2 protein-coding genes and 2 pseudogenes are annotated in these 1,823 nt (G+C 38.4%); all 4 read left to right on the forward strand.

Annotated features, from left to right (window positions below):
- Positions 1-208: pseudogene (locus ACFIKR_RS09180) on the forward strand (hypothetical protein); the annotation flags it as partial.
- A gap of 278 nt (positions 209-486) precedes the next feature.
- Positions 487-744, forward strand: coding sequence for a hypothetical protein (locus ACFIKR_RS09185; protein WP_375659630.1), 258 nt, complete (start codon positions 487-489; stop codon positions 742-744).
- Between the two features lie 125 nt (positions 745-869).
- Positions 870-1,703: a recombinase RecT gene (locus ACFIKR_RS09190; RefSeq protein WP_375659629.1), complete on the forward strand. Its 834-nt coding sequence runs from the start codon at positions 870-872 to the stop codon at positions 1,701-1,703.
- A gap of 1 nt (position 1,704) precedes the next feature.
- A pseudogene (locus tag ACFIKR_RS09195) lies at positions 1,705-1,823 on the forward strand (exonuclease); the annotation flags it as partial.

A 1,823-nucleotide genomic window follows, 5' to 3' on the forward strand; every position in this document is an offset into this window, starting at 1 on the left:
TGTTTATGGCAATGCACTTGTTTTCGATGAAGCAAAAGTTTCCGATAATGCACATGTTTACGAGAGCGCACGCGTTTTCGATGAAGCACGTGTTTACGATAATGCAGAAATTTACGGAGAAGCAAAAGTTTACGGTGATGCAAAAGTTTACCGTAGCGCACACGTTGATGACTATAACGCCATATCAACTGGAGAAAAGACCAGATGAGAAAATACGAATTGACTGATGAAACAACTGAGGTTGATGGCAAAACCCTTCACCGTATTCGTGCATTAAGGGATTTTGATGATGTTAAAGCAGACGACCTAGGCGGTTTCATATAAAAAGAAGACAATCTAAGTCATGATGGCAATTGCTGGGTAGGCGATGATGCAAAAGTCTATGGTTATGCCAAGGTTTTTGGTGATGCTTATATTGATAACATTGCTGATATTTACGAAAATGCATGTGTTTTTGGTAGTGCGTCTGTTACCGGAGAAACTAATATTTTTGGCAATGCGCAGATTTTTGGACATGCTCGTGTTTTTGCCAGTGCACAAATCTACGAAAATGCACAAGTTTCCGGTGGTGCATTTATTAGTGGAAAAGCTAAAATTTATGGAAATGCTAAAATTTATGACAGTCCATTGATTTCCATCAGAGCAAAAGTTTGGGGAAATGCCAAAATCTATGGTTATGCATTTATTCATGGAAACGCAGAGATCATCAATGATGAAATCATCACAACGGGCGAGAGGCAATAATGGAAAAAAATACGAACGACTAGTCTTATAGTATCTCTATAAGCCGTTTCTAACCACACAAACAACTTTTAAACACAAGCGTGATTCACGCCACAGGAGAATTGCGCGCAATGGAGGAAATCAAGATGAAAAATTCCACTTTTTTAACAGAAATAGCAGGAAAATATGGATTTGATACTGAAGAATTTCGAACCACAATCATGAAAACTTGTATTGGAGATAAAAATGCTAGTATGATCAAGGACGCAGAATTTGCTACTTTTCTTTTTGTTGCCAAAACTTATGGCCTTAACCCTTTAGCGAAGGAAATTTATGTATTTCCTAAAAAAGGCGGCGGCATGATCCCTGTTGTTTCTATCGACGGTTGGATAAAGATCATCAAATCAAATCCTAACTTTGATGGCATGACCTTTCAAGATCAACTCGATAAGGATGGCAATATCATTGCAATCAAATGTGCTATTCGTCTCAAAGGAATTAAAGACCCTATCGAAGTCACCGAATATCTCAAAGAATGCGAACAAGACAAAAGTGAAGCATGGCAAAAATATCCAGCACGTATGTTGCGCCATAAAGCCACTATACAATGCGCGCGCTATGCTTTCGGGCTTTCCGGTATTTATGAAGAAGATGAAGCAAAACGTATCAATGAAACAAATCATAACGTACAAACGAAGTTAGTTTCTTATGATGTGCTTACGCAAATCAAACAATTAATAAACATCACTCAAACAGAAGAGGAAAAAGTGCTTAAGTACGGACGTGTCGACAGGCTTGAAGATCTTCCTGATGAAAGAGCACAAAGTATTTTGGATGTTTTGCAAAAGAGACAGCATGAAAAAGAACAATCTTTTCTACAACAAAAGCAAATAGAGGCGCCTATACAAGATGCCGAATATATTCACGTCCAAGATATCAAATATGCACCAACACCACAAGAACAAAGAACGGCGGTGTGAGATGGAACAAAGAACAGCAGAATGGTTTCAAGCGCGCTTAGGTAAAGTCACTGCTTCAAACGTTTACAACGTACTCAGTAAGACAGCAAAAGGTTTGCCTACAAGCAAATATGAAGACTA

It is taken from the genome of Bartonella sp. MR30HLJHH, assembly GCF_042194195.1.
GTDB lineage: Bacteria > Pseudomonadota > Alphaproteobacteria > Rhizobiales > Rhizobiaceae > Bartonella > Bartonella grahamii.